The organism is Lentilactobacillus rapi DSM 19907 = JCM 15042, assembly GCF_001436255.1.
In the GTDB taxonomy this organism is placed as follows: Bacteria; Bacillota; Bacilli; order Lactobacillales; family Lactobacillaceae; genus Lentilactobacillus; species Lentilactobacillus rapi.
The window spans coordinates 1-23,819 of record NZ_AZEI01000042.1 but is presented as its reverse complement, the minus strand read 5'-3'; the positions used below and the strand labels follow the sequence as shown (position 1 = coordinate 23,819).

The following is a 23,819-nucleotide window of genomic DNA, read 5'->3' as shown; positions in this document are numbered from 1 at the left end:
AATCGTCCCCGTAAATGTCTCGGATGGAAAACGCCTTATGAAATATTCTTTAATGTAGTGTTGCACTTAATTTGACAATTCAAGGGGAAAAAATACAACATATCGTTTGGTATTGACGGCCGTACTATCCGCAATCGGGGTTGTCGGCGGCAGTATGTTTGAATTTACCATTGGCGTGGCGAAGGTGGCCCCAATGCAACACTTGATTAACTTGGTTTCCGGCGTGCTGGTTGGACCATGGTGGGCGTTAACCCAAGCATTTATCACGTCACTGATTCGCAATTTGCTTGGCACGGGGACGATCTTGGCCTTTCCCGGCAGTATGATTGGTGCATTTTGCGTTGGCTGGGTCTTCCAAAAGACACAAAAATTAATTTTTGCCGCCTTTGGAGAATTGATCGGTACCGGGATCATCGGCGCAATTGTGGCTTATCCAATTGCCAAGTGGCTAATGGGCGCGACCGGGGCGATTTTCTTATTCATCCCAAGCTTCTTTTTGAGTGCGTTGGTTGGCGTCGTCTTCGGCTACATTGTTCTGCAAAGCATCTGGAACAGAGTGATCGTGCCCCAAAAGAAGCGGTTGGGAATTGGTGATAAATAAGGATTGTGGTTTCAGATCAACTCACTTCAATGTAAGTTTCAGGCACATGGGGAAACGATTTCAAGATACCTATCTATGTAAAGGTCACTTCTGATTCGATGCTGGATTCATGAACTTGAACGTAAGCATTATTGCCAACTTCTCCGGAAATTCATGTTATAAATAAGTGTGGATAGTAAGGAGGGGTACTATGGCTGAGAGTCGGGGGAAGAACCTATCAATCATTATCGTACTGGGTTTATTTTCGTTTTTAACGGCATTATCGGGGTCCAGCACAAATTTGGCGATTCCAAAAATTGCAATTTCAATGGATATTTCCAGTAGTATGGCCACTTGGATTGTTCAAATTGGGTTAATTACCACGGCGATTTTATTGGTGATGTTTGGCCATATTGGTGACATTTTGTCGAAGGACGTGGTTTTTCTCGCCGGGGGGCTTGCCTTCTTGGTTGGTTCTGCCATCACTGGATTTGCACCAGATTTTGTTATTATTTTGTTTGGACGAGTGATACAGGCGATCGGCTCGGCGATGATTATGGCCAATTCGATGGGAATTGTAACCGAATATTTTCCGGATAAACGGCGGGCTGAGGCTTTGGCAATGATCTCGATGTTTATTTCGGTTGGGTCAATCTCTGGGCCAGGAATTGGTGGCTTCATCATTTCGGCGGCTAGTTGGCGGTGGATTTACTGGATTAATATTCCGCTTGGGATCTTGGTGCTTTGGCTGGGATTCAAGCTATTACCGGTACCGCGTGAATCCTGGGCGCATGTTCGTGAAGTGACCAAAGGGGCCAATTGGACGGGGCAAAACTTGTTCACATTGGGGATTATCATCTTCTTTTTAAGTGGCTCCTTTTTCCAGAGTGGCCGCTCAAAGCTCCTGATGGGCTTGGCATTCTTCGTCATTGGCGGGGCAATCACCATCTATTCATTTATTCAGGATGATAAATCCAATTTGCCGTGGATTGCACCAGAAGTGTTGCATAATCGCGGCTTCATGACCTCGATTTTCGCCTTGATGCTGGTCATGCTGGTCAACTCAGTTTCTAACATCTTGATGCCGTTTTACTTACAAAGCTATAATGGCATGAGCCCGTTTATGAGTGGTTTGGTCATTATGCTTCAGTCCGTGACAATGTTGGTCACAACACCATTTGCAGGAGTGTTAGCTGATCGGATCAACCGGGAACTCATGACGGTCGTTGGGTTATTAATCTTAATGATTTCTCAGGTGGGTTATGCCTTTTTCCCGCAAAATCTGGATATGTGGCGCATCATTCCACCGATCGTGTTGAACGGAATTGGGATGGCCATCTTCTTGTCGCCTAACAATGCGCTGACCATGGGGATGGTTGACAAGAAAATGTCAGGCATTGCCGGTTCGCTTAACTCATTTGCCCGGACGCTGGGAATGACTGTCGGCATTAGTTTCGCGTCATCAATGCTGTTCTTTCAGCTACCTGGGGTTACCCGAATTACCAGAGCAGTGGGCGATCGATTTATCCAAGCGTTTTATAACGTCTTCTGGATGGCAACCGCGATTTCGGCAATTGCGTTGGCGGTTGTTTTAGTAAGATATTTAGGATCACGGAAAAATGCGAATAAAGTTGTCGCTAAAGGGTCCGAATAGGGCTCTTTTTTAATCTATTTTGAAGGCATTTTTCGAGGACCGTATTGTGTCTTTGCCTGAGCTGAAATGTTAAAATTCTTATGTAAGCGGATTCACCTAAACAAAAAGTAGGTTACTTTCAGTTGATATCCAACTTCAAAGGAAGTCTTTTGCTATGGCCCACCAGACAACTACTAAACAACTCAATTTTCTCAGCGTTTTTCTCCTAGGGGTCGATGGCATCATCGGTTCCGGGATTTTTCTGATGCCCAGCCGGATCTACGCGAAGTTGGGGGATTTGAGCATGGTGTTGATGCCCCTGGCCGGAATTTCCGTATTGATGATTGCGTTGTGCTTCGCAAATTTGGCCAGTAAGATTCCCGGTGATGGCGGGGCTTGGCTATATACATATACAGCATTTGGCCGCTTTGCGGGATTTGAAATCGGTATCTACACCTGGTTGCTTGGAATCATTACGATGGCAACTGAAATTTCGGCGTTTGTAACCAGCCTGCGGAGTGTGTTTCCGAGCTTGAATGACCATCGAAACTATTTATTGGTTGCACTAGGCATCCTTGCGGTTCTGACCTGTCTCAATTTGATTGGAACAAATTTCATGGATTGGGTCGACAATATTTCAACGATTGCTAAAGTGGGCGTGCTGGTATTGTTTGTCGCAATGGGGTTATTTTTCATTCATCCTGCCAACTTCAGTAACGTTACCGGGAGCCTCGCGAATGAATCGCCGTTGTTTGGCCGATTCAACCAAGGTTTTGGCATGGTCTTTTACATGTTTACCGGTTTTTCATTTTTGCCAATTGCGGCTTCCAAAATGAAGAATCCCGAAAAAACGTTACCCAAAGCACTCATTAGTGTGTTGCTGACGTCTGCCACCCTCTATCTGATCGTCCAATTTGCGGCAATCGGGGTTTCTGGGCCCCGGTTGGCGGGTGAAAACGTGCCGGTGGCCGCTTCGTTTTTCCGAATTGCCGGGACGATCGGTTATGATCTGGCGTTGGCGGGGATGTTAATTTCAATTTTAGGGGTGGCGCTGTCGGTTTCATTTTCGACCCCCACGATTGCCAGCTCATTGGCTTCTGAACATCAACTATTGCCGCGGATGCTTGGCCATCAAAATAAACGCGGGGTACCAGTGGCATCATTACTGATTTCTTGTGCGGTTTGTGCACTGATGTTATTTGCTGGTAACTATCTATTTTTAGCATCCTGCATCGTTTTCACATCTTTCGTTCAATATGTCCCAACGATTGTGGCGACAATCAAGTTACGAAATCACAGTAAACTGCCTCAAGGATTCAAGCTGCCCGGTGGGTTAACCATTCCGGTGATTGCCTTAATGGTCACAGCGTACTTGATTTTAAGCTTTTCACTTGAACTGATCATCGCAGGCGTGATTGTTTTGGTTTTGAGTGGGATTTGGTATTTTTATGATGATCGGGATCGTCAGGCAAATGGGTTGGAACGAGATATTGCTGAAAAAGATCGACCATTCTGAGAAAATGGCTCAGATCCGTTTAATCACTCATTCAATAATGATCGGCTCATTGATTGATTTCAGTGGGCTATTTTTATTGAATTATTTATCGTAAAACTGTTGATTTTCTCATAATTTAATTGTATTTTAATCTTATGGTTTTTTACATAGCATCATATATCAATGAGGGAGAGATGATTCTACATATGACAACAAACATGATCGACATGATCGCGATTCTTTTTCCTGTGGGAATTTTAGCCGGCGTGGTGAGTACGACAGCGGGGATGGCTTCATTAGTTTCTTATCCTGCGCTGTTATCAGTTGGGATTCCGCCAGTGTTCGCGAATGTGACCAACACCGCCGCACTGGTGATGACTGGCTTTGGTTCGACAGTTTCATCGCAAAAAGAACTTGGGGATCATAAGAAGGATTTGATTAAGGTGCTGCCACTGACAATCCTTGGCAGTGTGATTGGCTCCGTATTACTGCTTGAACAACCTTCCGCTTCCTTTACCAAAGTGGTTCCGTTTTTCATTTTACTGGCAGGCATCTTGATGCTCACCAGCATTAAAAAGACAGCGGCAGGTCATCCAGCGGCTTCACTTGATTCATCGGTCCATTCACATCGCAGCCTCATGATTACAATGATTGTTGTTGCGGCCGTTTTGTTTGTCGGTGCCTACTGCGGTTACTTTGGCGCCGCTGGTGGGGTGATGATGTTGGCAATTTTGTCGGCCACGACTTCAATGCCGTATTCGTCATACAACGCTCTGAAGAATGTTTCACTAGGCGCATCCAACTTGGTCGCCACCCTGATCTTCGCATTCAAATCCCATATCTATTGGTGGCTGGTAATCCCACTTGGCCTGGGCCTCTTTGTTGGTGGTTATATTGGGCCGAAAATTGTTCGGGTCATTCCCGAAAAAGTTCTCAAAATTGTTGTCAGTATGTTGGCATTCGGGCTGGCAATTGATTTGTTTGTGAAGGCTTATTTTTAATCAAATCTCTAACCCCTTTTCAGACTTCTGGTGTATTCTAAAATTGGAATGTCAAAGGACAGTTCATCCAAGGCAGAGTCGGAAGCATAACATCTGTCGCAGAAATCTGATCAAACGAGATTTGTGCAGCGAGACGTTATCCTGCTTGGATCTGCCCGCTCACAAGGGGGCTTTTTAGATGATTTTATTTATTAATGCAAGTGCTGAGGCCAGTGGAGATACCGAAACATTGGCGAAAACGCTGATTGATGGTCAGAAGTACGAAACAATCAATTTGGCAGACTTAAAGATTGCTCAATATGGCCAGCAAAATGATCATGATGACTTTGCGAAAGTTTGCGATCAGGTCGCCGGTGTTGATACCTTGGTGTTTGGAACGCCAATTTATTGGTCTGATATGACCGGCTACATGAAGACCTTCATTGATCGGATGACCGAAGTCCGTTCGGAGGATAATCCGTTTGCCGGTAAGGATATGTATTTGGTGATTACCGGAACGGCGCCTGAAGATGCAATCGATCACATCAAACACGTGTGGGATCACGTTGCCCAGCGGTTTGACATGCAGTTTAAAGGGACCGTTGCCAATATGCAACAGGCCGAGACGATGAGTGTGGAATCATGATGGTTTTAGCCTAAAAGTTGTCCCGACTGTTAATTTACGGAAATAGCGCAATCATTCCAAAATTAGAATGACTGCGCTATTTGCTTAAGGGGGCATAGTTGCGAGAATCTGACTTTCAAGTTTCATGAACCGATAAAATAAAAAGGGGATGAAATCGCTTGTTGCTTGAGTTTTTAATTGTTTGCCCGCTGGTATTTCTTGCCGGGTTTGTGGATGCGATCGGTGGCGGTGGTGGGTTAATTTCACTACCGGCTTATTTGATGGCGGGAATTCCAGCTCACTTCGCTGTTGGGACGAATAAATTATCGTCAGCAATGGGCACCACCATCTCCACGCTTGAATTTGCCCGCAGTGGTTACATTCGCGTGAAGCTGGCCTTCTTTTCGGTCGTAGCAGCTGTCATCGGCTCATCCTTGGGGGCTCGATTGGCATTACATATTAGTGATCAGTATTTCCGCCTTATTTTATTGGTCATTCTGCCAGCAACTGCCCTTTACTTGTTGCTAAATCGGCACGCTTTAAATTCTAAATTAGCGGATTCTCAATTAACGGGAACTCAATTTCTGATCACCCTGGGAATTTCACTGGGGCTGGGTGCTTACGATGGCTTCTATGGACCGGGTACGGGGACCTTTTTACTGATCACATTAACCGGCCTTGCTCATCTACCAATTAATCTGGCTGCCGGCAACACTAAGGTAATCAATTTAACAACAAACATTACGGCGTTGGTGGTATTCCTATTAAGCGGTAAGGTCATCATGTTATTGGGCCTGACAGCAGGAATCTTTAGTATCATTGGTAACTTTCTTGGCGCCAGTTATTACAAACGCTTTGGCAGCAAGATTGCTCGACCAATTATTATTGTGGTGCTGATTATTTTCTTAGGTAAAACGATTTGGGATTTGGTTGGGTGATTTGAAGCTCGTGATTGAGCCGTCAGCCCATTTAAACCCGTAATTGAATTGAAAACGAGAGTGGGAAAGGCGATTTGATCCCAGAATTTAAGTGAAAAAAGTAATGCATTCTTGTTTTGAAGTGAATGCATTACTTTTTTGCTTAAATGGCGGGGATTAGCCGTTTGTCACAGTTATTATTGTCGATTTTCATTGATTGTTGACCGTTTCTTGGGGCGCAGGATCTTTAGTGATCAGCAATCCCAATAATATGACAGAGTTCAAGAGAATTCCCGTTAACATAATTGATTCAGCGAGTTGGCTCAGATAGAACGTGCCAACAATAACCCCACAAATGAAAATGATAATGTTAATTCCATAGTGACAAATTTTGAAGCCGATCTCTTTCTGGGGATTTTGGATGAAATCAGAAATCAAATTGCCAAAATTTTTGATGTTTCCAGTCATGATCCCATTATTGACTGAAGTTTTGCCAATATGGTTGAAGATTGTCAATTCATAACTTGCAAAGAAGCCGAGTGTTATGAGTAGTAAACTGGTGGCTGACGGTAAAGCTTCTTCAATCAGGAGGATTATTCCTGAAATTACAATGCTAATGACCGTAAAGAAGCGGAGTTGGTTCAAAGGGGATATTTCCAAAGATTTTTTTAAATATTTGCGAATAAGCTGGGCAAAAATTGCGCCAACTAAAAATCCAGCAAAAACTGGAATGTGAATGCTTGCCTTTTGGAATCCCTCTTTAACTAGGGCAATTCCAAAGATGACTAAATTTCCTGTTTGCGCACTGGCAAAGGTGCCATTAAATGTGTTGAACGTGTATGCATCTATCATTCCCATGAACAATGTCTGGCTCATTGTGAGGATGCTTGTCTGGATTGTTATTTTATTCATCATTCAACATCCCACCCTTAAGCTTAGTCGCCAATGATAATAGTGAGCGATCCGTATTTACGCCAGAAATGATCGAAATACTATAATCCTTTCCTGATTGACTAATCGGGATGGCAACCTGTGGAGTCCCAGCCATGCCTGCGATTGTTGTTAATTTCTGAGTTTGAGCGCGAAGCCTTTCAATTTTTTTAAAGTCCTCGTTTTTGTTTGGGGCAGTGCTGCTGGTAGTTGGTAATATCAAGATCGCTTGATTTGTCAGCAAGCCGTTTAATAGTTTGGCAAATTTAGTTTTAGTTTCAATTGCTTCCTTTAAGCCGATATCTGATTTGACCACTTTTGCAAAAGCAAAATGATCGGCAATATCAGGTCCAATATCTTGGGGATGTTTCGAAATCCATTTACCGTAATTTGACCATGCCTGAAATCCTTGAATTCTTTTAAACGCATTGTATAAAAGGTCAAGTGAAAAATTGACCGGTTGAAAACGGGTCTTTTGGATTCCTAATGACTTACCAATGCGCCCTAATTCTTGCTGGTACTCGGCGCCTAGGGACTGCGTTATTGAATTATCCAGATAATAAATTTTTTTCAAATCCAAACGAACGTTGCCTGAATAAAGGACTTGACCCACTTTTTTGAGGATTGAAGAACTTTTTGTCAGGACGCCAACTGTATCAAAACTCGTGGCCAATGGTGCAATTCCAGCGAGCATTGAGAGATCATGGGATGGCCGGAAACCGTAGATTCCACAATAACTGGCAGGTACGCGAACTGAACCCCCTGTGTCCGTTCCCAACGCAAAGTCGACTAATCCGGATGAGACTGCAGAGGCAGATCCGGAACTTGAACCGCCAGTGAAACAATCGGGATGTTTTGGATTAAGCGGGTCCCCGTAGTGATAGTTACTGCCCTTGATCGAGAACATGAACTCATCGCTAACTGTAATTCCGTCGAGAGTGGCGCCGTTGTTCAGAAGTTTGGTGATGGCAATCGCATTTGACTTAGCGGGTTGATGGGTAGCTGTCCAAGTGGGGTTACCCAATCCGGTGATGTGACCGGTGACTGCCATGACATCTTTGACCGAGAAGGCAAGGCCATTTAGGATCCCGGTGCTTTCTGGGGCAATCATAAGTTGAGAATCGATGTACGGTGAATTCATTGTGAGCATTTTTATCGCCTCTTAATTAAAAATTGGTCTTCTAATTGTTCATACATTTTTGCATAAATATCTGGGCGGAAATCCGTTTGACCTTTAAGCAATGGATTTCCTTTGTAAATATAACGAGATGCCAACGACAAATCGATGGTGGTAATGTTGACTTTGGTTTGATTAGCTTGATCATCTGTATATTTGCCACCAATGTAATAATGGGCTTCCAACGTATCTTGACCAGGCCCAACAACACTACTGCCTCCCCAAAAGTCATTGTAGAGATCTTTGCCACCAAGGTTGGCAGATGCGACAAAAATACAATCTCTGATGACACCTGCTTCAATATTGGTGTTGGCTAAATATTTACCCCGAATCTTAGCGGTAGCGGTGATGTTGATATACAATCGGCAGCCTTCAGCGGCATAGTAACGCATTAGTTCTGGGAATGCCCAAGTATCAAAGCAAATGGCACAGCCAACCGGTCCCCAGGGCGTTTGAATAATCAAAGGGGAATCTCCGCGAGCAGCCCAATGGGGTTCGAGACCGGGCAGATGCATTTTTCGATAGGTCCCAAGCAACCCCTCTGGCCCAAAGACAGCCATTGAGTTGTAAATCCTGCGGGTGGGAAAGTCCCGTTCCGGCATACCAACAAAAGCATAAATGCCATATTTACGGGTTACCTCGGCAATCCGATCTGTTGAAGGTCCGGGAACAATTTCAGCTTCCTGAAACTGCATTTTGTCTTTCAATTGTTTTTCAGGTTGGTCATCATAACCAGTGAGCGCCATTTCCGGCAATAGGACAAAATCTGCACCTCGTTTGGCACTACTTTCAATTAAGCCAACGATCCGATTTAAATTTTCTTCTTTTTTACCCCATAGGGCGTGAAATGTAATTACGGCAATGTTTGCAATATCTTTCATAGTCTATGCCTCTTTCTTTGTAGTCAAAGTTGCGTCTTTTGTGAATAGGAAGCCAATCGCACCAATTAGTAGTAAAACGGCGCCAAGATAGAAACCAACGGTCATACTACCGAATTGATCTGAGATCCAACCAGTGAAGTATGGTGCCAGAATTGAACCAGACATGCCAACAAAATTGAAAGCTGATAATGTTGTGGAAAGGCGGGTCTTGCCAGCTTGCTTGGTGACGAAAGATACCAGTATTGGGTCAATTGCCAATTTGCCGGTTAAACCGTAAACGATCAGTGCAATGATCAAAGTTGTTCGGCTTTGGGTGAAGCCAACGACCAATAAGGAAGTTACGGCCAGAGGAACTAATAGCCATACTAATGCTTTAGCGTGATTGAATTTGTCATAAATCTTTGCAAATACCAACGCCCCAGGAATGGATGCCCAAGGAACTAACGATGAAATAAAGCCGACGGAAGTGCCTTTGAACCCCCGTTCTACCTGAAGAAATTGTGGCAGCCAGGTTAAGACAACGAAGTATGCATAAATTGAGCAGAAGCATAGGAAGAAGGTTAAGATCAGGTTTCGGTTGGTAAAGATTTCGCGGATTTGATGATTGGATTGGCTGGCTGAATTACCCTTCAATATGGGTGAGCTTGAATCGTTTTCCGTGTGAACGTGTTCCTTTAGGGTAAGAAATAATAGACCAACAATCATCGTGGGGATTGCAATAATCAAAAATGGGGTGCTCCAGTGTTGGTGATGTTGTAATACTAAGTAACTGGAGAGTAGGTAACCGCCAGATGAACCAAAAGCCATTCCAGAATTAATAATGGCGGTTCCCAGTGTTAACTTGGATAGTGGAATTGCCTCACCTGAAAGGGCATATTGGGGACCGTAGTAACTTCCTTCACCAAGCCCGGCAGTGGCTCTGACGATTAAGAACATGCCAAATGAAGCAACAATTCCAGAAAATAATGTCATTAAACCGAATAGGAGAAAGCCAATGGTGATCATTGTTTTCCTACCAACCTTTTCTGCAAGTATCCCAAAGGGCATTTGAGATAGGGCATATGTTAGAAAGAAAATACTATTAATCAGTCCCAGCTGGGCATCATTAATATGAAAGGCGGCAGCGATTTGTGGCATTACCGGGTTTAAGATGGTCCGATCTGCGTATATTAGTACCCAGCCAACAAAACAGAGGGCAACAACTTTCCACCAATAACGTTCTGAGACAAGCGAGCTTTTGGTTGCGGGATTGTTCAGTGGGAGTTCCGGCTGAATAATTTTTTCTGATTTTTCCATAAATAAGCCTCCATTCATTAAAAAAACATTTCATCAACTAAGAAATAATGTTATATTATGTAACATATACTAAGCTAATTCTTAGAAATTAAAAGGACATAACGAGATAAAAAAAGATTGGTTTTTCTCCTAATGTGATAAAACGTAACATTTACTATGGAGGCGTTGTGGATGGTGTTACTAGAATCTCTACTCAGCGAGTTACCAGATGATTGTTTTCAATGGTTAAACAAGGGTAACAATGGAACAAATGATGTAACGGAAGTAATGGTGATGGCAACTCCAGACATTAATAACTGGATTGTCCCCGGAGAATTAGTGCTAACCAGCTTATTTGGATTAAGTGACGCTGAGCAGGAAAGCTTAGTGACTGGATTAAGGCGTAACCGATCAACTGGACTGATTGTAAAGAAAAATGACTATCTTGCCGATGTGCCGAAACAAGTGATTGAATACAGTAAAAAGAATGATTTGCCGCTATTAGAGTTAAGAAATATCACATACCGTGAGGTGATTAAGAAATTTGACCACTTAAAGTCTCTGGATTTGGCCAGCAGGGAAAAGTTTGTTGATCCACAGCTTGAAAAGGATATTCAAGAAACCTTTCGAGGGGAAAATAATCCTGAGGGGTTGTATCGACTGAGACAACGCTTAAAGTTATCAGTTTCGGGAAAAGTTCGAGTTATCATGACCCAGCAAAAGGATTTTCCTGGTGAAGAATTCAAACAATTAGTGAATGCCAGTGAAACATTTATTGTCAACTGCGCCATTGGCTTTATCGATCATAATTTAGTGATTTTGGCCAATGACCGTTCTGAATTACAAGAGTTTAAACATAACGTGTCAGAAAAGCTTCCAAAGTGTCAATTGTTAAGTAGTTCCTTAACTTCATTGAAGGAGCTACATGAAGTCTATCGGCAAATGATGAACATGAGAAAGTTGGTTAACACCGATCATTTGAAAGCCCCGTTTATTTCGATTGACAGTTTAGGTGTTGATAAGCTCTTTATTAGCCAAAGTTCAAGATTTTTAGAAAAAGTATTAGTTAACAGCCAGCTGAAATTATTACAAACCCAACAGCCGGTATTATTTGAATCACTCAGAGCATACTTCCTCACCAATCAGAATATTACCCAGGCGGCTAAGCGGCTTTTCATTCATCCCAAATCATTAGCCTATCGACTTCATAAAGTTGAACAGATTCTGGACGTTAATTTAAATGATGCCGATCAGTCGCTTTACCTCAATTTAACGACAAAGTTTTTAGCACTAAGGCGCGCTGGCTTTTATGTATAAACAGGCGAAGGATTGGCAGCTTTCGATATTTCGGGAGAAAAATACTTCTGGTCTGCAAATCTTGGTTTATTTGGGTAATGAACAAAAATGTTGTATGATAAAGCCACCTTGGCAGGGGCATTGAACCATTTGTGCTCAAAAAACAGGCAATCATTTACAAAGTGACTGTCTGTTTTTTTCGTCTAATTGTTTTACATTAGTTTTGTTAGTTGATATCATTTATAGGAACAAAATAACTTGGGGTGCCAATTTTGGCTGAGATGATACTCGTTGAACCTGATCTGGTTAGTACCAGCGAAGGGAAAAAGTTTGCTGCTATCTGTTACTTTTGATAGTAGCTAAATCTATGCAATTATTGATTTGATTTTTCTCTCAAAATTGGTTCCCCATGAACAATGGAGGACCATTTTTATGCGTAAATTTTCATTGAAAGATGTCATTACGTTGACATTAATTGCCCTGTTTTTTGGGGTGATTTACTGGATCCTGGGCCCAATTTATACGACCTTAACCGCTGCTCTGACCCCGTTTGGCTTGGCACCGGCCGCCAACGATATTCTCGAAGGCGTCTGGGTGATGGCCGGACCACTGGCTGGTTTATTATTTCGAGTGCCAGGATCGGCAACTTTGGTTGAAACGTTGGCTTCGATTGTCGAGATGTTTATCGGTGGTCAGTTTGGGGCGGCAGCCGTGATTGCCGGGTTGGTTCAAGGCGCAGGCGCTGAACTGGGCTACTTGGTCACGGGCTATAAAGTTTGGAATTGGTTGAGTTTGAGTCTCAGTGTCATTTTTGTGACCGTCGTGACCTTTATCCGGGAAATGATCTTTTACGGATACTCAAAATATTCACTGGGGTTGTTGGTGATGCTGTTTATCATTCGCCTTGTTTCCACGTTTATTTTTAGTGGGGTGATCAATATGATGATCGTCAAGATGCTGCAGCGAAGCCATGTCGTTAGTAATTAAAAGGAAATCATGAAAACTGAAACAATTCGATTAGCACTAGAGTGGATTCCAAATACCAACCATACCGGTTTTTATGCCGCAATTGATAACGGGTATTATGAAGATGAAGGCTTGAACTTATCAATCTTCATGCCGGATGACCACGCAGATGGCCGGGATTGGCTATTGCAGCGAAAAGCGGATTTTGCGATTACTGAGCAGATGTCGTTGTCTGATGTCTTTGTAAAGGATGAAAATGCGCCGTTGGTTGCCATTGCGGCATTGAATGACCACAATTTGTCAGGATTATTGACGAACCATAAGATTACGCGACCAAAGGACTTTACCGGCAACACCTATGCGACCTTTGGCTATCCGACTGAGCAGGCAATTATCAGAGATACGATTAATGCCGATGGCGGCGATTTTAATCAAGTCACAATTGTTCCCAACGATATGATTTTTGATCCAGTGAAAGATTTGGCAGAACAAAAATACGATGGCATCTTCGTTTACCATCACTGGGAAGGGTTGATGGCTCATTTGAGTGAGACCAACGAAGAGTATCATTTCTTCTATGTCAAAGATTATGTACCCGCTTTTGACTACTACACACCGGTCTTGGCAGCCAATACGCATTTTCTTGGAGAACACGGCGACCTTGCCAGAAAATTCCTGCGAGCCACTCGCAAAGGGTTTGCGTTTGCTGAACAATTTCCCGAAGAAGCGGCCCAGATTCTGATGCGATACGTGCCGGATCGGATGCTGCAGGAACCACTGGTAATCCAAAGCCAGCTGGAAATCAGCAAGCATTACCGGCCCACAAACAGTCTCTGGGGCGCCATTGACCAGGCTCGCTGGGAGAAATTCTATGCCTGGTTGAATCAACAGAAGATGGGCAACATGATTCCAAATAACATCGGCTTTACAAATAAATACTTGGAACTTTAGGTAATGAAACAAAAAGGCCAATCGTGCCGGCAACCCCAAGGGGTACTGGTACGATTGACCTTTTTTGGAAGGTGTCATTAATCTGAATAAACTTGGTTGAAGGCAGCTAAACCAGCCTTGGTGTCAACATTGACTCCAGCAGTGAGCAACGCCGCTGCCAGCAAGGCGATAAAGTTGACCATGTTGGTTTTTTCAACAACGTAACCCATTGTACCGATGCGCCAAATTTTGCCGTGAAGGCTACCGAACGAGCTTGAAATTTCAACGCCAAATTCTTTTAACAACATGGCTTTAAAGGCTTCACCATCGCCTAAACTAGCGGGAATTTCAACACAAGTGACCATTGGCATTTCGTGATCGCCTTCGTTAAAAATATGAAGACCCAGGGCAGTCAGGCCAGCATTGAGTGCTTGGTGAATACGAAGATGACGGGCGTAGCGATTCTCCAGGCCTTCCTCAAGGGCAAGTTGCAAGCCCATGTTTAAACCATAGACCGAAACGGTTGCTTCGGTGTGATGATTCAATCGGCGGGGGGACCAGTAGTCTTGAAGCTGGGTTAAGTCTAGATAATTACTAGTGATGAATGCCTCTTGGTCAGCATCTTCTGCACTACGGACGCCCCGTTCGACCCGTTTGCGCTGATTAATTGCTTCAGCGAAACGATCGTTAAACGTGATTGGGGTAATCCCAGCAGGCACCGAGAGGCATTTTTGGGCACCGCCGACAGCAGCATCGATTTGCCAATCATCGACTAACACAGGAGTTCCCATGTAAGAAGCGACACAATCGACAACCAGGAAGCCCCCGATTTGGCGGACGGCTTTGCCAATTCGATCAAGTGGTTGAAGCCGGCCAGTCGATGTTTCACCGTGAACCATTGCGACGACTTTGGGCTTCAAACGCTTAATTTCTGCAATAATCTGATCCTGATCGAGAACTTGGCCCCAGTCAGTTTCAATGGTGTGAACATTGCCACCGGCCCTTTGAGCTAATTCAACGGCTAGATCGCCAAACCGGCCGATGATGGGAATGAGGACATCGTCTCCAGGCTCAACAATGCTGCCAATGACGGCTTCCAGACCAGCCCGACTTGAACCATCGATTGGAAATGAAAACCGATTATTGGTTGAGAAGCTCTTTCGAATCAGTGCCATCGTCTGATCCATGATATCGGTAAAATCCGGGTCAAATTGGCCCCAAATCTGGTTGCTCATTGCTTGAGAAACCCGGGGATCAACGAGTGTGGGACCGGGGGTCATGATCAAGCGGCGGTTAATTTGTAAGTCTGCCATAGTGAATTCTCCTTGTGGTTTAGATTCTAAACAATGGATTGAAAGGGCTTATCAGCCATTCACTGAATGACCGCGATTGGAACCCATCACAACTAAAAAGTGACCTAGTTTAAGTCTAGGTTTGAATCTTCAAGAATTCATTAGTGGGATTGAACAAAAATAAAACTGTGGTTATCACTAACAGCCAAAGGTTAGTCGGCTTTGGTCAGCAACTCAACCGGACAATGATCGGACCCAAACACATCAGTTAAGATTTTTGAGTCCTTAATTTGATCGGCAAACCGCTCGCTTGCAATAAAGTAATCGATCCGCCAACCGGCATTCCGATCACGGGCGTGGAACCGGTAGCTCCACCAAGAATAAATATCGGCCATGTCTGGGTAAAAATGGCGAAACGTATCAATGAAGCCTTGGTCCAAGAAATGGCTGAAAGACTGGCGTTCCTCATCGGTGAAGCCGGCATTGTGGTGATTGGACTGCGGATTCTTTAAGTCAATTTCCTTGTGGGCAACGTTTAGATCACCACAAAGAATGACCGGTTTGTCTTGATTCAAGTGAGCCAGATAGCTTTGAAAGGCCGTGTCCCAGCCCATCCGGAAGTCTAATCGTTTGAGGCCGGCCCCGGAGTTGGGGACATAACTGTTTACAAGGTAAAAATCCGGATACTCCAAGGTGATTGCCCGGCCTTCGTGGTCAAATTCATCAGCTTGAATTCCATAGGAAACGTTCAGCGGCTCATGCTTGGTGAAAATGGCCGTCCCAGAATAGCCCTTTCGTTCGGCATAATCAAAGTATTGGTGGTAACCAGGCAGTTCTAACTTGAGTTGACCTGCCTGCATTTTGGTTTCTTGAATGCAGAAAAAGTCGGCGTCTAACTCGTTAAATGTTTTATCGAAATCTTTTTTGACAATCGCTCGTAATCCGTTGACGTTCCATGAAATGAATTTCATCTTTCTTGCCATCCTTTACTTGAGTTCTTACATCATTATCATACTATAACTTGAGAAAAACACTAACCGTTTGCGAAAGCACTTTAATCCCTGAAATTAAACAAAGAGTGCAAGCATTCCGAAATAGAATGAATTGCGCTCTTTAAATGATGACTATCAGTTATGAATTAATCTTCAACCTGTACGGTGTCGTTTAAGGACTTGGCTTGATAAAAGTCAGGGAAAATTCGGGCAGTGTGGATGCCCCAGTAATAAAAGCCTAACGAAAAGACAATAATGACCACGAAGTCATACGGATAATGAATCCAATCGATACCTTTGAACTGTTTACTACCGATGTAAGACATAACCGAAATAAAAATCAGATAAACGATCATCCACATACTGGAGTAAAAAGCCTTCCGGGTATCAACAAAACCTGCCCGGTATTCGTAGTAGAAGTAAAAGGGCAGTCCTAGCAAGATGACTAGGATAACTTCAACGGTCGTCGGCCACATTGCCCAATAAACAGCAAGTGAGGCAAGTACAAACGACAGTGGTGCCATCCAGTTCAAATTTTTCAGGCGAACGGGTCGTTTGAAATTAGGGGCCATCTTGCGAAAAGCGACAGCGGTAACGGGACCAGTTAAGTAGGCAATCAGCGTTGAGGTGGAAATGACGGTGGCAAGGGTTGACCATGATCTAAATACTGAGACCATCAGCATACTCAATATTAGATTAACAACCATGGCAACCCGCGGGATCCCATACTTTTTGTTGATTTTACCGATGAAGCTTGGAATGTGTTGGTTACTTTCCATTGCGTATAGCGCCCGCCCAGTTGATGCGGCGAACGAGACCCCGGTTCCAACCGGAGAAACGAAAGCATCCATATACAACAGAACGGATAGCCACCGAATTCCGAGCATAATCGCCAAATCCGCGAAGGGTGAATTGAAGTCGATACCACTCCAACCGTGTTTGGCAAGCATCGATGGTTCCAAAGCAGTGATGTAGGTGCTTTGAATTAAGATGTAAATAATCCCACTAATCAACAACGAAATAAAAATGCCGCGACCGATGTTACGGCGGGAATTCTTGATTTCACTTCCCATATTGATGACGGTTTGAAAGGCATTAAATGAAAAGATGATCCCGGCAGCGGATGTTGCAGCAAAGATCGGCGCAGTCCCATAAGGCATAAATTCATGCAGGGAATGCCCGTAGTTTTGGGGGAAGAATCCCGATACCGTCAGCATGATAATGGTTAGAGCCGGAACGCCGATTTTAAGAATTGAAATTAAGCTGGTGAAGCTGGTCAATAATTTAACTGACCAGAAATTTAACAGGGTAAATAAAATGATGAAGATGAATACCACCATTAGCCCAGCAGTGGTAATGGTGCCATTTTTCAAGAAAACGTGGGTCCAGTTTGCCCATGACCAAGGCCATGAACTCATATACTGAACGGCCGCGACTGCTTCAATCGGGATCAACGTAATTAGGGAAATCCAGTTCGCCCAAGAAGCAATAAAGCCCAAAAGTGGTCCGTGGGAATATTGAGCATACCGGCTCATGCCACCTGCTTCTGGGAACATTGCCCCAATTTCGACATAATCATATGCGACAGCGGCAATGACGATCCCACCAATGACCCAAGAGATGATTGCGGCCGGGCCGGCAATTTTGGTTGCCTCCCAAGAACCGAATAACCATCCTGAACCGATCAGTGATCCGAGTGTCAGCATTATTAGTTGAAAAAGTCCAATCTTTGTCGTGTTTTCTGAATCCATGAGTACCTCCTGTTTAGCGTTGACAACTAGTTTAACAAAGATAAAAAGGAATGCAAATGAAAATGGAACATGGCGTTACCGACAATCGTTGATATGATGGTATCCGGCAGCAAATTGAGTCAATTTGACGGTAACGCTTGCAAAAAAACGGAACCCGTTTATAATAATGAGTGAGTGGTCACTTATTAAATAAAAAGGGTGATGGATATGACGGAAGTGATTCAGGTTTCAGACCTTGAACAAGGTTATGGTAAGACAGTCGTTTTAAAAGATATCAATTTGACGGTGAACAGTGGCGAAATTTTAGCCTTGATTGGCCCAAGTGGTGCTGGCAAAACGACTCTGGTCAGTACGATTATGGGGATGCTCAAGCCGATGAAGGGGCAGGTGACTGTATTAGACATACCAATGCCTAACCGGCAATTGTTGGCCAAGATCGGTTTCATGGCCCAGACGGATGCGTTATACGAATCGTTAACGGCCAGCGAGAATTTGATGTTCTTTGGGTCCATGCAGGGGATTTCCCGCAAAGCCTTGAAAGAAAAGATTCCCTATGCGGCTAATATTGTAAATTTGGTTCCCGATCTAAAGAAATACGTGAAAGATTATTCTGGTGGCATGAAGCGGCGGTTGTCGCTCGCCATTGCTTTGGTTTCTGATCCAGAGATTTTAATTTTGGATGAGCCGACCGTTGGAATTGATCCGGAACTTCGCCAGCAAATTTGGAATGAACTCCATAAATTAGCTAATGCCGGGCGGACGATTCTTCTAACAACTCACGTTATGGAGGATGCCGAAGAAGCTGATGACGTCATGATGATCCGAAATGGCGCTGCAATTGCTCAAGGGACTCCAAAGCAGTTGATTACGGAATATGGTGTTAAGTCGATCGAAGAAGTATTTTTAGCGGCAGGGAGGCAGCAAGATGCGCATACTCACAATGATTAAACGAATTCTGACAGAAATGTTACGAGACAAACGAACTTTGGCGTTAATGTTCATCGCGCCGTTGTTCATTCTATCGCTATTATATTTTTTGTTTCAGTCTAATACGGACCAAACGGCGGCGTTGGGCGTTCGCAATGTGGACACCACCCTTGTGAAGGCGGTCAACAATAAGCACGTTAAGATCCACCAAATTAGTTCAGATAAAAGTGCCGAAACAATTATCCGGGATCACGATTATGCTGGGGTGTTGAGTCAAAATGGTGATCATCTGACACTGACTTTGCAAAATAGCGATCAAAGCAAAACCGCGATTCTAAAGCAAAGCCTCCAAAAAGGTCAAATTGAATTAAAATCTAAGGCAGCCCGAACCGTCATCAAGACACAAGCGAAGGCTCTGAAAAAAATGCAGGTTGCTTTAGCCGCTGTGACCCGTCAAATGGGTCGAGCGGGAAACGGCAGGCAAGTCGCACAACCGGCGGCGGGAAAGCAACTAAAGGCTGCTCCAAGTTACACGGTGACGACCCATTACTTGTATGGGAGTTCTAATTCAACGTATTTTAATACGCTCCTGCCGATCTTAATTGGGTTTGTGGTCTTCTTCTTTGTTTTCCTGATTTCTGGAATTGCGTTGCTGCGGGAGCGGACAACTGGAACATTGAACCGGCTGCTGGCGACCCCAATCAAGCGTGGTGAGGTAATTATGGGCTACCTATCAGGCTATGGGATCTTTGCCTTGATTCAAACCCTCTTGGTCGTCCTCTTTACGATCTATGTCTTTAACATTCAGATTCTTGGGAATATTTGGAATATCTTTTTGATTAACATTCTCTTAGCGGTCGTCGCCTTGACGCTGGGACTATTAATTTCGACATTTGCCTCGTCGGAGTTCCAGATGGTTCAGTTTATCCCGATTGTCGTGATTCCCCAAATTTTCTTCTCGGGCATTATTCCGGTTAACCAAATGGCCGATTGGCTGCAGCCAGTTGCCAAAATTATGCCGTTATACTACGGTGCCCAGTCGATGAGTGACGTCATTCAAAAAGGGGCAACAATTGGTGACATTGCCCCAAGCTTAGGAATTTTGTTAATATTTGTGGTCGTGTTCCTTGTGCTCAACATGTTATCTATGCGACACTATCGACAGGTCTAGGAGGTTGATTTAATGGCAAATAAGAACTTTACAACGCTGTTTTCAGAAAGTTTGGATCAGTCTGATTTATCGGCAAAACAACAAGCCGTCCTGCGGGCAAGTTTGGAACTTTTCTCGCAAAAGGGATTTGATCGCACCAGTACTAGAGATATTGCCGACCGGGCAGCGGTGTCTGAAGGAACGGTGTATAAACAATTTAAAACGAAGGATGGTATTCTAAAAGCAATCTTGGAACCGTTCATTCACCAAGTCTTACCCAAAGCGGTCACAGAATTTATCGTTGATATGTCGCAAAGTACGACCCCGACAATTGATGAATTTCTAGAAATCGCCGTGAAAAATCGAATGCAGTTTGCGTTGGATAATCGTCAGCAACTTCGAATCCTGCTGCAGGAAATTACGCGGGATGCCAACTTGGTCTCACTGATTAGTAAGGAGGCCGTCAACATTATTAATAGTCCGTTAGGTAACTTTATTCGGAAGTATCAAGAAGATGGGCAATTGGTCGATTGGCCACTTCAACGAATCATTCAGTATATTTTTGGCACGGTGCTGACGTATCTGTTACCGAAAGTGTTGGCTGGTGGTGAATTGGATATTGATAAAGCCAGCAAGGAAACAGTTGAATTTGTAATGGGCGGTTTGAAGCCGACTAAATGATTTGGTGCTGACTAAATAAAAGCCACTCATCCAAACGTTCAAGTTAGAGCGTTTAGATGAGTGGCTTATTTTCTGTGATTAACCCGGTTTGTGGCAATCTAGGATTATTTCAAAATGTGATCGATTTTGGTTAATTCCGCTGGTGTAAAGGCCAAATGGTCCAGTGCTTTCACATTATCAACCAATTGAGATGGTCGACTGGCGCCGACTAATACCGAGGCAATCTCTGGTTCCCGCAGGTTCCATGCCAATGCCATTTCGGCTAAGGACTGGCCACGATCTTTGGCAACTTGGTTCAATTGTTTAACGGTCGCCAATGTTTTTTCCACCTGATCTTCATGGAGGAAGGGACTGGTCGTCTTATGAGCGCGTGAGTCCGCTGGGATGCCGTTTAAATACCGATCACTTAATAGGCCTTGGGCAAGTGAGCTATAGCTGACCGCGGACTTATGTTCGGCTTTCAGAACGGGGAAGAGGTCAGTTTCAACTGTTCGGTCAAACATGTTGTATCTGGGTTGATGAATGACAAACGGTGTTTTTAACTCATTGAAAACTGTGGTAATCGCCTTGGTCTGGGCGCCATCATAGTTGGAAATACCAATGTATAGCGCTTTTCCTTGGTGGACTAATTCGTCAAGGGCCATGGCCGTTTCTTCGATTGGGGTCTTTGGATCCGGTCGGTGGGAATAGAAAATATCAAAGTAATCTAATCCCGTCCGTTTCAAGCTTTGATCAGCACTGGCCATAATGTATTTCCGGGATCCCCAATCTCCATAGGGGCCCGGCCACATGGTGTAGCCGGCCTTACTGGCGATGATCATTTCGTCACGATAGGGTTTCATATCACCAGCCATGATTTGACCGAAGTTTTCCTCGGCACTACCGGGAATTGGGCCATAATTATTAGCTAAGTCGAAGTAGGTGATTCCCAGGTCAAATGCCTGGTGAATGATCGCTTTTTGATTTTCAAACGAATCAACGCTACCGAAATTATGCCAAAGGCCCAGACCAATCGCTGACAGCTTTAAGCCGCTTCGGCCAACCCGGTTGTAAATCATTTTGTCATATCGTTGTTGAGAAGCTGAATACATTTTAGGTCTCCTTATCTAAATAAAAGATTGATTACCTTAAATATAGCACCTCAAGTATGCTTGAGGTAAAGGTGGTACAGATTTGAAACTAAAAAAGCCCAGCACCTGGCCGGACTTCCCGAAGTTATTAAGATTCATCGATCGTTGTGACATTGTACCCCTTGCCGTCAAGAATTCGTGAGGCATTGTAAGGGCCAATTCCCTTTCTAAAAGTGATATAGATTTTTTTATCTTTTGGAATCTCCTCAATCCGATCTCGAAGTTGAGATAACGGGATATTAGCCGTTGGAGTGATTGATCCAGCCGGTTCGGTTCCGGGTTCACGGATATCTAGGAAAAATGCGTTTTGCCGATCCTCGGCTGGAATCGCTGATGCCTTAACTATCTTGGATTTATTTGTCAGCTCGCGAATCGCAACGTAACCGGCAATATTTAAGACATCCCGAGTTGAAGAATAGGGTGGTGAATATGGAATTTCCAGAGCTGGTAGATCAAAGGCCGTTAAGTTGCCGGTAATTGCAACGGATAGTTCGGCGATTCGCTTGTCAATGCCATGCTTGCCAACTGCCTGGCCGCCAAGGAGCTTACCCGTTTTCTCTTCATAAATTAACTTGAAATTCACCCGATCGGCATTTGGGAAGAAGTAGGCCTGATCATACGGCGTGATAAAGACCGTTTTATAATTGGTGATTCCAAGCTTCTTTAGGGCGCTTTCAGTGTAGCCAACATAGCTGGCGGTCAAGTCAAAGAATTTCGCAACCCCTGCACCAATGAAGCCTTTGTACGTGACAGGGGCATCCGTCATGATGTCTGCCAGCAAGTGGCCTTGCCGATTGGCGGGACTGGATAAAACACTTGGAATCGGCAGGCCATTAATCAGACTGGTTGTTTCAATGACGTCGCCGATGGCATAAATATCTGGCAGGTTGGTTTGGAGGTGATCATCAACGATTACGTGATGGTCTGGTGACAAGTTAATTCCAGCCGCTTCGGCCAGCTGACTATTTGGCCTAACCCCGGTTCCCAAGAAGAGCATGGCGGTCTGGTGAAGGCTGCCGTCTTCAAAGACCAAAGTGTGGCCATTATTGCGGATCTCTTTGATTCCATTGTTTAAAATGACGTGGACGCCTTGTTTGATTAGCTCATCTTTGACAATTGACGCAATTTCTGGATCATAAGGGGATGCTACTTGGTCAGCCTGGTCGACGATGGTCACATCCATTTGCCGTCTGACAAATGCTTCGGCAACCTCAATGCCAATAGCGCCGGCGCCTAAAATTGTCACGGTCTTGGGTCGCTTGGCTGCTAAATACGTCATCAGCTTGTCCGCATCGGTAATGGCTCTCAGGACAAAGGCATTACCGGCGTTTTCGATTCCTTTGATTGGTGGCACAACCGGACTCGCTCCGGTTGCGATGACCAATTGATCATAATTTTCCTGATAAACGTCGCCGGTTTTCAAATTCTTCACCATGACACTTTTATCAGTTGGGTTGATTGCAGTCACTTCATTAAATAGGCGCACATCGATATTATTGCGCTGCTTAAGAACTTCTGGGGTTCGCTCAATTAATTTAGAACGATCTGAAACAACCCCGCCCAAATAGTAAGGTATGGCACAACTGGCAACCGAAATCGCTGCTCCCCGCTCGAAGATAATGATTTCGTCATCTTCATTAATTCGCCGGAGCCGCGTGGCAAACGACGGCCCGCCAGCAATTCCCCCAATAACTAACACTTTCATGGCTGTTCCTCCTTTGATCATAGCGCTTTCATTTTCTCGTTACGTTCATCATACAATATCTGGGGAGTAGGTCAATTGGTTTGGTGAAATAATTAGTGAGGGGTAAAACTGGAGAATGCTGAGATGGCTTTCGGAGATTCTTAAAAAGATCTAAAACTAGGATGTTCGCCATTTTCGTGTTGAAACGTGCCTCAAAAGGCTGACGCTCGATATATAAGAAGGCCTCACTAAAATCTAAAACCAGGATTTTCGCCATTCTCTAGTTGAAACGTGTCTCAAAAGGCTGACGCTCGATATATAAGGAGATCCCCACTAAAATCCGAGACCAGGATGTTGGCCGTTCTTGTGTTGAAACGTGCCTGAAAAGACTGATGGTTAATATATAAGGAAGCCTCCACTAAAATCCAAGATCAGGTTTTTTACCATTATTGTGTTGAAACGTGCCTCAAAAGGCTGACGCTTGTATATTAGAAGTATCAGTAAGGTAACAGCAAAATGTACTAAAC

The 23,819-nt window shown here is 44.1% G+C and carries 21 protein-coding genes and 1 riboswitch; of the genes, 12 read left to right on the top strand and 9 right to left on the bottom strand.

The annotated features are described in order from the left end of the window. The first annotated feature begins 106 nt into the window (after positions 1-106). The 6 genes from thiW (at position 107) to FD12_RS05740 (ending at position 6,251) form a co-directional block, all read left to right on the top strand. Positions 107-601, top strand: coding sequence for an energy coupling factor transporter S component ThiW (thiW, locus tag FD12_RS05765; RefSeq protein WP_056982150.1), 495 nt, complete (start codon positions 107-109; stop codon positions 599-601). 190 nt (positions 602-791) lie between these two features. Continuing rightward, complete coding sequence (locus tag FD12_RS05760) at positions 792-2,234, top strand: MFS transporter (RefSeq protein WP_054748769.1); 1,443 nt, start codon at positions 792-794, stop codon at positions 2,232-2,234. Between the two features lie 154 nt (positions 2,235-2,388). Further along, positions 2,389-3,729, top strand: coding sequence for an APC family permease (locus tag FD12_RS05755; RefSeq protein WP_056982148.1), 1,341 nt, complete (start codon positions 2,389-2,391; stop codon positions 3,727-3,729). A 185-nt stretch (positions 3,730-3,914) separates the two neighbouring features. Then, positions 3,915-4,709: a sulfite exporter TauE/SafE family protein gene (locus FD12_RS05750; protein WP_054748773.1), complete on the top strand. Its 795-nt coding sequence runs from the start codon at positions 3,915-3,917 to the stop codon at positions 4,707-4,709. A gap of 178 nt (positions 4,710-4,887) precedes the next feature. Further along, positions 4,888-5,334, top strand: a complete 447-nt coding sequence (locus FD12_RS05745) for a flavodoxin family protein (RefSeq protein ID WP_054748774.1) — start codon at positions 4,888-4,890, stop codon at positions 5,332-5,334. Between the two features lie 158 nt (positions 5,335-5,492). Further along, positions 5,493-6,251 (top strand): sulfite exporter TauE/SafE family protein, encoded by a 759-nt coding sequence (locus tag FD12_RS05740; RefSeq protein ID WP_082622176.1) that lies wholly within the window; start codon positions 5,493-5,495, stop codon positions 6,249-6,251. Between the two features lie 189 nt (positions 6,252-6,440). Here the strand turns inward: FD12_RS05740 and FD12_RS05735 are convergent, their stop codons facing one another. Genes FD12_RS05735 through FD12_RS05720 form a run of 4 tightly spaced genes read right to left on the bottom strand, consistent with a single transcriptional unit; the run spans position 6,441 to position 10,514 of the window. Next, positions 6,441-7,145 carry a YoaK family protein gene (locus FD12_RS05735; RefSeq protein ID WP_054736358.1) on the bottom strand — a complete coding sequence of 235 codons (705 nt, stop codon included), beginning with the start codon at positions 7,143-7,145 and terminating at the stop codon, positions 6,441-6,443. Beyond that, positions 7,135-8,310, bottom strand: a complete 1,176-nt coding sequence (locus tag FD12_RS05730) for an amidase family protein (protein WP_056982146.1) — start codon at positions 8,308-8,310, stop codon at positions 7,135-7,137. The genes FD12_RS05735 and FD12_RS05730 overlap by 11 nt, the downstream gene beginning before the upstream one ends. A 2-nt stretch (positions 8,311-8,312) precedes the next feature. Beyond that, positions 8,313-9,218 carry a carbon-nitrogen hydrolase family protein gene (locus FD12_RS05725; protein ID WP_054736362.1) on the bottom strand — a complete coding sequence of 302 codons (906 nt, stop codon included), beginning with the start codon at positions 9,216-9,218 and terminating at the stop codon, positions 8,313-8,315. A gap of 3 nt (positions 9,219-9,221) precedes the next feature. Further along, the gene (locus FD12_RS05720) at positions 9,222-10,514 is read right to left on the bottom strand and encodes an MFS transporter (RefSeq protein WP_082620304.1); all 1,293 of its coding nucleotides are present in this window, start codon (positions 10,512-10,514) and stop codon (positions 9,222-9,224) included. Between the two features lie 171 nt (positions 10,515-10,685). Between FD12_RS05720 and FD12_RS05715 the strand changes: the two genes are divergently transcribed. The 3 genes from FD12_RS05715 to FD12_RS05705 all read left to right on the top strand — a co-directional run bounded on the left by FD12_RS05715 (position 10,686) and on the right by FD12_RS05705 (position 13,706). Then, positions 10,686-11,810 carry a PucR family transcriptional regulator gene (locus FD12_RS05715; RefSeq protein ID WP_054748778.1) on the top strand — a complete coding sequence of 375 codons (1,125 nt, stop codon included), beginning with the start codon at positions 10,686-10,688 and terminating at the stop codon, positions 11,808-11,810. A gap of 228 nt (positions 11,811-12,038) precedes the next feature. Next, positions 12,039-12,133: riboswitch (TPP riboswitch) on the top strand. 88 nt (positions 12,134-12,221) lie between these two features. Continuing rightward, complete coding sequence (locus FD12_RS05710) at positions 12,222-12,776, top strand: ECF transporter S component (RefSeq protein ID WP_054748780.1); 555 nt, start codon at positions 12,222-12,224, stop codon at positions 12,774-12,776. A 9-nt stretch (positions 12,777-12,785) separates the two neighbouring features. Further along, a complete protein-coding gene (locus tag FD12_RS05705) occupies positions 12,786-13,706 on the top strand; it encodes an ABC transporter substrate-binding protein (RefSeq protein ID WP_054748782.1) in 921 nt (306 codons plus the stop codon). Between the two features lie 77 nt (positions 13,707-13,783). On the opposite strand, the gene FD12_RS05700 is transcribed toward FD12_RS05705, so the two are convergent. The 3 genes from FD12_RS05700 to FD12_RS05690 form a co-directional block, all read right to left on the bottom strand. Beyond that, a complete protein-coding gene (locus FD12_RS05700; protein ID WP_056982144.1) occupies positions 13,784-14,998 on the bottom strand; it encodes a pyridoxal-phosphate-dependent aminotransferase family protein in 1,215 nt (404 codons plus the stop codon). 191 nt (positions 14,999-15,189) lie between these two features. Beyond that, on the bottom strand, positions 15,190-15,948 hold the full coding sequence (locus FD12_RS05695) for an exodeoxyribonuclease III (protein ID WP_056982142.1): 759 nt from the start codon (positions 15,946-15,948) through the stop codon (positions 15,190-15,192). Between the two features lie 167 nt (positions 15,949-16,115). After that, positions 16,116-17,720, bottom strand: coding sequence for an APC family permease (locus tag FD12_RS05690; protein WP_056982140.1), 1,605 nt, complete (start codon positions 17,718-17,720; stop codon positions 16,116-16,118). Positions 17,721-17,921: 201 nt separating this feature from the next. On the opposite strand from FD12_RS05690, the gene FD12_RS05685 reads away from it, so the two are divergent. From FD12_RS05685 to FD12_RS05675, 3 genes are read left to right on the top strand one after another with little or no spacing between them, the layout of a single operon-like run. Further along, positions 17,922-18,668, top strand: coding sequence for an ABC transporter ATP-binding protein (locus FD12_RS05685; RefSeq protein WP_054748784.1), 747 nt, complete (start codon positions 17,922-17,924; stop codon positions 18,666-18,668). Beyond that, positions 18,646-19,818, top strand: a complete 1,173-nt coding sequence (locus tag FD12_RS05680) for an ABC transporter permease (protein WP_056982134.1) — start codon at positions 18,646-18,648, stop codon at positions 19,816-19,818. Before FD12_RS05685 ends, FD12_RS05680 begins: the two co-directional genes overlap by 23 nt. A 12-nt stretch (positions 19,819-19,830) precedes the next feature. Continuing rightward, entirely contained in the window at positions 19,831-20,478 is a 648-nt protein-coding gene (locus FD12_RS05675) for a TetR/AcrR family transcriptional regulator (protein ID WP_056982130.1), read from the top strand. 104 nt (positions 20,479-20,582) lie between these two features. On the opposite strand, the gene FD12_RS05670 is transcribed toward FD12_RS05675, so the two are convergent. Both FD12_RS05670 and FD12_RS05665 read right to left on the bottom strand, forming a co-directional pair. Beyond that, positions 20,583-21,569 carry an aldo/keto reductase gene (locus tag FD12_RS05670; protein ID WP_056982128.1) on the bottom strand — a complete coding sequence of 329 codons (987 nt, stop codon included), beginning with the start codon at positions 21,567-21,569 and terminating at the stop codon, positions 20,583-20,585. Between the two features lie 127 nt (positions 21,570-21,696). After that, complete coding sequence (locus FD12_RS05665; protein WP_056982126.1) at positions 21,697-23,313, bottom strand: FAD-dependent oxidoreductase; 1,617 nt, start codon at positions 23,311-23,313, stop codon at positions 21,697-21,699. Positions 23,314-23,819 lie beyond the last annotated feature (506 nt).

Excerpts from the sequence above, each read along its gene's own strand:
- FD12_RS05700 (WP_056982144.1), bottom strand. The coding sequence starts at position 14,998 with ATGGCAGACTTACAAATTAACCGCCGCTTGATCATGACCCCCGGTCCC.
- FD12_RS05755 (WP_056982148.1), top strand. The coding sequence starts at position 2,389 with ATGGCCCACCAGACAACTACTAAACAACTCAATTTTCTCAGCGTTTTT.
- FD12_RS05710 (WP_054748780.1), top strand. The coding sequence starts at position 12,222 with ATGCGTAAATTTTCATTGAAAGATGTCATTACGTTGACATTAATTGCC.
- FD12_RS05680 (WP_056982134.1), top strand. The coding sequence starts at position 18,646 with ATGCGCATACTCACAATGATTAAACGAATTCTGACAGAAATGTTACGA.
- FD12_RS05720 (WP_082620304.1), bottom strand. The coding sequence starts at position 10,514 with ATGGAAAAATCAGAAAAAATTATTCAGCCGGAACTCCCACTGAACAAT.
- FD12_RS05715 (WP_054748778.1), top strand. The coding sequence starts at position 10,686 with ATGGTGTTACTAGAATCTCTACTCAGCGAGTTACCAGATGATTGTTTT.
- FD12_RS05695 (WP_056982142.1), bottom strand. The coding sequence starts at position 15,948 with ATGAAATTCATTTCATGGAACGTCAACGGATTACGAGCGATTGTCAAA.
- FD12_RS05670 (WP_056982128.1), bottom strand. The coding sequence starts at position 21,569 with ATGTATTCAGCTTCTCAACAACGATATGACAAAATGATTTACAACCGG.
- FD12_RS05730 (WP_056982146.1), bottom strand. The coding sequence starts at position 8,310 with ATGCTCACAATGAATTCACCGTACATCGATTCTCAACTTATGATTGCC.
- FD12_RS05750 (WP_054748773.1), top strand. The coding sequence starts at position 3,915 with ATGACAACAAACATGATCGACATGATCGCGATTCTTTTTCCTGTGGGA.
- FD12_RS05690 (WP_056982140.1), bottom strand. The coding sequence starts at position 17,720 with ATGGATTCAGAAAACACGACAAAGATTGGACTTTTTCAACTAATAATG.
- FD12_RS05735 (WP_054736358.1), bottom strand. The coding sequence starts at position 7,145 with ATGATGAATAAAATAACAATCCAGACAAGCATCCTCACAATGAGCCAG.
- FD12_RS05725 (WP_054736362.1), bottom strand. The coding sequence starts at position 9,218 with ATGAAAGATATTGCAAACATTGCCGTAATTACATTTCACGCCCTATGG.
- FD12_RS05760 (WP_054748769.1), top strand. The coding sequence starts at position 792 with ATGGCTGAGAGTCGGGGGAAGAACCTATCAATCATTATCGTACTGGGT.
- FD12_RS05745 (WP_054748774.1), top strand. The coding sequence starts at position 4,888 with ATGATTTTATTTATTAATGCAAGTGCTGAGGCCAGTGGAGATACCGAA.
- FD12_RS05665 (WP_056982126.1), bottom strand. The coding sequence starts at position 23,313 with ATGAAAGTGTTAGTTATTGGGGGAATTGCTGGCGGGCCGTCGTTTGCC.
- FD12_RS05675 (WP_056982130.1), top strand. The coding sequence starts at position 19,831 with ATGGCAAATAAGAACTTTACAACGCTGTTTTCAGAAAGTTTGGATCAG.
- FD12_RS05705 (WP_054748782.1), top strand. The coding sequence starts at position 12,786 with ATGAAAACTGAAACAATTCGATTAGCACTAGAGTGGATTCCAAATACC.
- FD12_RS05685 (WP_054748784.1), top strand. The coding sequence starts at position 17,922 with ATGGATATGACGGAAGTGATTCAGGTTTCAGACCTTGAACAAGGTTAT.